4 protein-coding genes and 1 pseudogene are annotated in these 5,347 nt (G+C 63.6%); 2 read left to right on the top strand and 3 right to left on the bottom strand.

Annotation, left to right across the window (positions count from 1 at the left end):
* Both V7N12_RS08600 and folD read left to right on the top strand, forming a co-directional pair.
* The coding region (locus V7N12_RS08600) for a formate--tetrahydrofolate ligase (RefSeq protein ID WP_333714045.1) at window positions 1-765 on the top strand (765 nt) is incomplete at its 5' end.
* Window positions 766-858: 93 nt separating this feature from the next.
* Window positions 859-1,752 carry a bifunctional methylenetetrahydrofolate dehydrogenase/methenyltetrahydrofolate cyclohydrolase FolD gene (folD, locus tag V7N12_RS08595; RefSeq protein WP_333714044.1) on the top strand — a complete coding sequence of 298 codons (894 nt, stop codon included), beginning with the start codon at window positions 859-861 and terminating at the stop codon, window positions 1,750-1,752.
* Here the strand turns inward: folD and pdeM are convergent.
* The 3 genes and pseudogenes from pdeM to V7N12_RS08580 form a co-directional block, all read right to left on the bottom strand.
* Complete coding sequence (gene pdeM / locus V7N12_RS08590; protein ID WP_333714042.1) at window positions 1,749-2,390, bottom strand: ligase-associated DNA damage response endonuclease PdeM; 642 nt, start codon at window positions 2,388-2,390, stop codon at window positions 1,749-1,751. The genes folD and pdeM overlap by 4 nt on opposite strands.
* A 37-nt stretch (window positions 2,391-2,427) precedes the next feature.
* Window positions 2,428-4,833 (bottom strand): ligase-associated DNA damage response DEXH box helicase, encoded by a 2,406-nt coding sequence (locus V7N12_RS08585; protein WP_333714041.1) that lies wholly within the window; start codon window positions 4,831-4,833, stop codon window positions 2,428-2,430.
* A gap of 107 nt (window positions 4,834-4,940) precedes the next feature.
* Window positions 4,941-5,347: pseudogene (locus V7N12_RS08580) on the bottom strand (ATPase); the annotation flags it as partial.

Genomic DNA, 5,347 nt, shown 5'->3' with positions numbered 1-5,347 from the left:
GCCGATCTGGGGGCCGAGAAGTTCATGAACATAAAGTGCCGCAAGGCCGGCATCGCCCCTTCGGTCGTCGTCGTGGTGGCCACGGTCCGCGCGATGAAGATGAACGGCGGGGTCGCCAAGGCCGATCTGGGGGCCGAGAATATCGAGGCGGTCAAGAAGGGCTGTGCCAACCTTGGCCGCCATATCGAGAACGTCAAAAGCTTCGGCGTGCCGGTCGTGGTCGCCATCAACCACTTCGTCAGCGACACCGAAGCCGAGGTGCAAGCCGTCAAGGACTTCGTCAAGACCCAAGGTGCCGAGGCGTTCCTGTGCAAGCACTGGGCGCAGGGGTCGGCGGGCATCACCGACCTTGCCACCCGCGTGGCCGAGATCGCCGACAAGGACATGGCCGAATTCGCCCCGATCTACCCCGACGAGATGAGCCTCTTCGAAAAGGTCGAGACCATCGCCAAGCGCATCTATCGCGCCGACGAGGTGATCGCCGACGCCAAGATCCGCGAACAGCTCAGGACATGGGAGGCGCAAGGCTACGGCCATCTGCCGGTCTGTATGGCCAAGACGCAATATAGCTTTACCACCGATCCCACACGGCGCGGCGCGCCGACCGGTCACTCGGTCCCCGTGCGTGAAGTCCGCCTGAGCGCGGGCGCCGGTTTCGTCGTGGTCATCTGCGGCGAGATCATGACGATGCCGGGCCTGCCACGGGTGCCATCGGCAGAGTCGATCATGCTGAACGCGGCAGGCCAGATCGAAGGCCTGTTCTGAATTCCCAAGCTGGGGCGGTGATCGCAAGGTTGCCGCCCTTCTTTTTGCGCGCCACAAGGCACGCGACACAGCCAATTTAGACGGATAGACGACATGACAGCGACAGTGATCGACGGAAAGGCCTTTGCCGCCAAAGTGCGCGGGCAGGTGGCCGATGGTGTGGCCAAGCTGAAAGAGGCGCATGGCATCACCCCCGGTCTGGCGGTCGTGCTGGTGGGCGAGGACCCTGCAAGTCAGGTCTATGTCCGCTCCAAGGGCAAGATGACGGTCGAGGTCGGGATGGCCTCGTTCGAGCATCGACTGGATGCCGACACCCCCGAGGCTGACCTGCTGGCCGTGATCGAGCGGTTGAACGCCGACCCGGCGGTGCATGGAATACTGGTGCAACTGCCGCTGCCTGCGCATCTCGACAGCGATCAGGTGATCAACAGCATCGATCCGGCCAAGGATGTGGACGGGTTCCATATCTCGAATGTCGGTCTGTTGGGGACGGGGCAGAAAAGCATGGTGCCCTGCACGCCGCTGGGCTGTTTGATGATGCTGCGGGACTACCATGGCTCGCTTTCGGGCATGACGGCCGTTGTGATCGGCCGGTCGAACATCGTGGGCAAGCCGATGGCGCAGCTTTTGCTGGGCGATAGCTGCACGGTGACGATTGCCCATAGCCGCACCAAGGACTTGGCCGCCGTTGTCCGGCAGGCCGATATCGTGGTCGCCGCCGTGGGCCGCGCGCAGATGGTGACGGGCGACTGGATCAAGCCCGGGGCGACGGTCATCGACGTCGGTATCAACCGGATCGACAATCCCGATGGCGGGACACGTCTGGTGGGTGATGCCGACTACGAAAGCTGCGCTGCCGTCGCGGGTGCCATCACGCCGGTGCCCGGCGGTGTGGGACCGATGACCATCGCCTGCCTTCTGGCCAATACGCTGACAGCCTGCTGCCGCGCCAATGGCCTGCCGGAACCGGAAGGGCTGACCGCCTAGGTCGGAACCGCAATCGCCTTGCGCCCCGTCAAAATGGCCATGGGCGGTGCGCTGAACAGTCTGCGCAAGTCCGCAGACTGGCTGTGCAGTCCGCCTGTATAGGTGCCATAGGCGGGCATGATCAGACGCTGGTCATCGAACAGGAACGCCGGACGGCTGCGCCCTGCGATGCTGTGCTTGGGGTGATAATGGCCCGAAACCTCTCCGCGCCCGCCGGACGCGATATGCCGGAAGACTAGGGCGCCGACACGCAGCTCCCGCACATGGCTGCCACCCAGATCGACCGGACCCGGATCGTGGTTGCCTTCGATCCAGACCCAGCGCCGCCCAGCCTGCAGCCCCGTCAGCCAGAGACGCATGTTCTCGGCCAGATCATGCGCTGCCGCCAGATCGTCGAAACTGTCACCAAGGCAGATGACCGTCCCGGGCGCGGTTTCGAGGATATCTGCCTCCAGCTTGCCCAGCGTTTCCTGCACCTCGTAGGGTGGCAGCATGCGGCCGCTGCGCCGCGCGATCCGGTCGGCCTTGCCCAGATGCAGGTCCGAAACACAAAGCACGCCCGCCGCCGGCACCAGCAGCGCGCCGCTGGGCAGGGCGACCAGCGCGGTGTCGCAGAAGGTGAAGGATAGGTTGTTCATGGATTGTTCTTTGCGCGGGCAAATCAGGAAGGCAAGCCTAAAGTGAACCGATGCCAGCTGCGGCCATCAGGCGCTGCGCCTCTTCTTCCATCATCCTCTCGCGTCCCGCCCCGGCAACCGAGATGCGCCCCATTTCTAGGAACATCGGAAAGGACAAAGGGGTCACGCGCTTGGGTGTGACGTGGTCGATCCGACCAGCGGTGCGGGCCAACATTTCCTCGATCCGGCCGAAGTCCACCAGACCGCGCATCGCCTCTTCGCGGGTGATCCGCAGCATCAGGTGGTCGGGATCGTATTTGGCCAGCGTGTCGTAAAGGATGTCGGATGAGAACGTCGCCTGCCGCCCTGTCTTGCGGGCCTGCGGCAGGTTACGTTCGATCAGCCCTGCAATAGTCGCAGCACCGCGAAAGGTTCGTTTCATCACCGCATTGCCCGACAGCCATGTCTCGAAGTCGTCGCGCAGGCTGCTGGCATCGAACAGCGGTGAGGGGTCTTCAACCGGATCGAGGCTCCAGATCAGCGTCGCATAGTCGGTGGCGACAAACCCCAGCGGGTGCAGCGACAGGTCCTCCATCCGCTGGGTCATCAGCATGCCCAGCGTCTGCATCGCATTGCGCCCCGCAAAGCCGTAGGCGCAGATGTGGTGACGCCCTTCGTGGGGGAAGGTTTCGACCAGTATCCGGTCCGCTTCGGGCAGTTTGGAATGGCGGCGCTGCAGGGCCAGCCACTCGGCGGTATGGTGGGGCAATTCCGGCCAGTCCGGCTGGTCGAACATCCGCAGGATGCGGTGCGAAAGCTGGGTGGAGTTGGCGAACTTCGTCCCCATGAAGGTCGCGATCTTGGGGGTCTTGTCGGCCCGGCGCGAGACCTCGACGGTCATTTCCTTCAGCCCCTCGTAGCGCACGACCTGCCCGCCGATCAGGAAGGTATCGCCCGGCGTGAGGGTCGCGGCAAAGGATTCCTCGACCTCGCCCAGCGGCTTGAGATTGCCGCGCATCCGCACCTTGAGGGTATCGGTGTCCTGTATCGTGCCGATGTTCATCCGGATACGCTGGGCCGCGCGCGGGTCGCGCAACTGCCATTGCCCGTCAGGGCGCTGTTGCAAGCGCTGCCACTTGTCATAGGCGCGCAGGGCATAGCCGCCTGTGGCGCAGAAATCGAGGCAATCGTCGAAGGCCGCGCGGCTGAGCGCGCGATAGGCCCCGACCGTCCTGATCTCTTCGAAAAGGTCGGTTTCATCGAATGGCCCCGCGCAGGCGCGGATCAGGATATGCTGGCAGAGCACATCGCGCGGGCCGTCACCTTTGGGGTCGCCGTCGAGGTCATGCTCTTTCACGGCCTCCAGCGCGGCGATGCATTCGACCACCTCGAACCTGTTGGCAGGCACCAGCAGCGCCTTGGACGGCGCGTTGTAGCGGTGGTTCGCCCGCCCGATCCGCTGGATCAGGCGCTTGACGTTCTTCGGCGCGCCGACCTGGATCACCAGATCGACATCGCCCCAGTCGATCCCGAGATCGAGCGACCCCGTGCAGACGATCGCCCGCAACTGGCCTGCGACCATTGCCGCCTCGACCTTTTCGCGCTGTTCGCGCGCAAGTGATCCGTGGTGGATGCCGATGGGCAGATCGTCGGTATTGGCCAGCCAGAGCTTGTGAAAGAAGATCTCGGCCTGTGCCCTTGTGTTGTGAAAGATCAGGATGGTCTTGTGCTGTTTCACCTGTTCCAGCACCGCAGGGATGGCATAGGCGGCACCGCCACCGGCCCATGGTGGTTGTTCGTCGGTGACCAGCATGGAAATGTCGGGGTCCGGCCCGGGGTCCGCTTGCAGGATCGGGCAGGGGTCGGGGTGACGGGCCAGTTCGGCGGCGATGGCGGCGGGGTTCTCGACCGTGGCCGACAGACCGACGCGGCGCATCTGCGGGGCCAGCGTCTGGAGGCGGCTGAGACACAGCATCAACTGATCACCGCGCTTGCTTTCCGAGAGCGCGTGGATTTCATCGACGATGATCCGTTGCAAGCTGCCGAAAATGCGCGGTGCGTCTTCATATGACAGCAAAAGCGCCAGCGATTCAGGCGTGGTCAGCAGGATATGCGGCGGGTCGGCGCGTTGGCGGCGCTTTTGGGTATAGGACGTGTCGCCGGTGCGGTCCTCGATCCGGATGGGTAGACCCATCTCTTCCACCGGCCTGCGCAGGTTGCGCTTGATATCCGCCGCCAGCGCCTTGAGCGGCGAGACATAAAGCGTGTGAAGCCCTTCGTGGCCACCCTCTGACAGGGCTGCCAATGTCGGCAGAAACCCTGCCAGCGTCTTGCCGCCGCCGGTTGGGGCAATCAGCAAAAGGGCAGGGGCATCCGCCTGATCCAGCATGGACTGCTGGTGCGGGTGGATGTCCCAACCGCGGGCGGCGAACCAGTCTTGGATGATCGGGGGAAGGGCGGTCATGCAGCTAAGGTGCGGTTTGAGCAGGGGCCGTCAAGGCGTCACGCCCGCAGCCGACACCCGAAGACCCCGCGCACCTGCAAGGCCCGCTTGCGATGCCTGCACAGACGCTAGCGGACGATCTCTTCGTCCTTGACGAACATATTGGCCCATGCGCGGTCGATCAGTTCTGGCGACATCTGATAGGGGATGCCTTCGAACTCGCAGATCGAGATCATCTGGTCGATCAGGAAGATCGGCTGATAGTTCGCGTAGACGTTGTCGATCTCGGGGTATCTGACGTTCAGCAGGTGGACCAGCGTATCTTCGTCCAGCGGTATCTTCCGCTTGCGGGCGACCATGGCGAAAATCTTGAGGTAGTCTTCCTGATTCGGGCCGTCGATCTTGATCTTGTAGAAGATCCGGCGCAGGGCCGCTTTGTCGAAGATCGCGTTCGGGTGGAAGTTGGTCGAGAAGACCACAAGCGTGTCGAAGGGCACCTCGAATTTCTCGCCCGATTGCAGGGCGAGGATGTCCT

The sequence above is a fragment of the Yoonia sp. genome, assembly GCF_036770585.1.
Taxonomy (GTDB): domain Bacteria; phylum Pseudomonadota; class Alphaproteobacteria; order Rhodobacterales; family Rhodobacteraceae; genus Yoonia.
The sequence above is the reverse complement of the archived record's forward strand: the minus strand, read 5'-3'. Positions and strand labels throughout refer to the sequence as shown.

Bases quoted from the DNA above. Each gene is read 5' to 3' on its own strand.
- pdeM (WP_333714042.1), bottom strand. From the start codon at position 2,390: ATGAACAACCTATCCTTCACCTTCTGCGACACCGCGCTGGTCGCCCTG.
- folD (WP_333714044.1), top strand. From the start codon at position 859: ATGACAGCGACAGTGATCGACGGAAAGGCCTTTGCCGCCAAAGTGCGC.
- V7N12_RS08585 (WP_333714041.1), bottom strand. From the start codon at position 4,833: ATGACCGCCCTTCCCCCGATCATCCAAGACTGGTTCGCCGCCCGCGGT.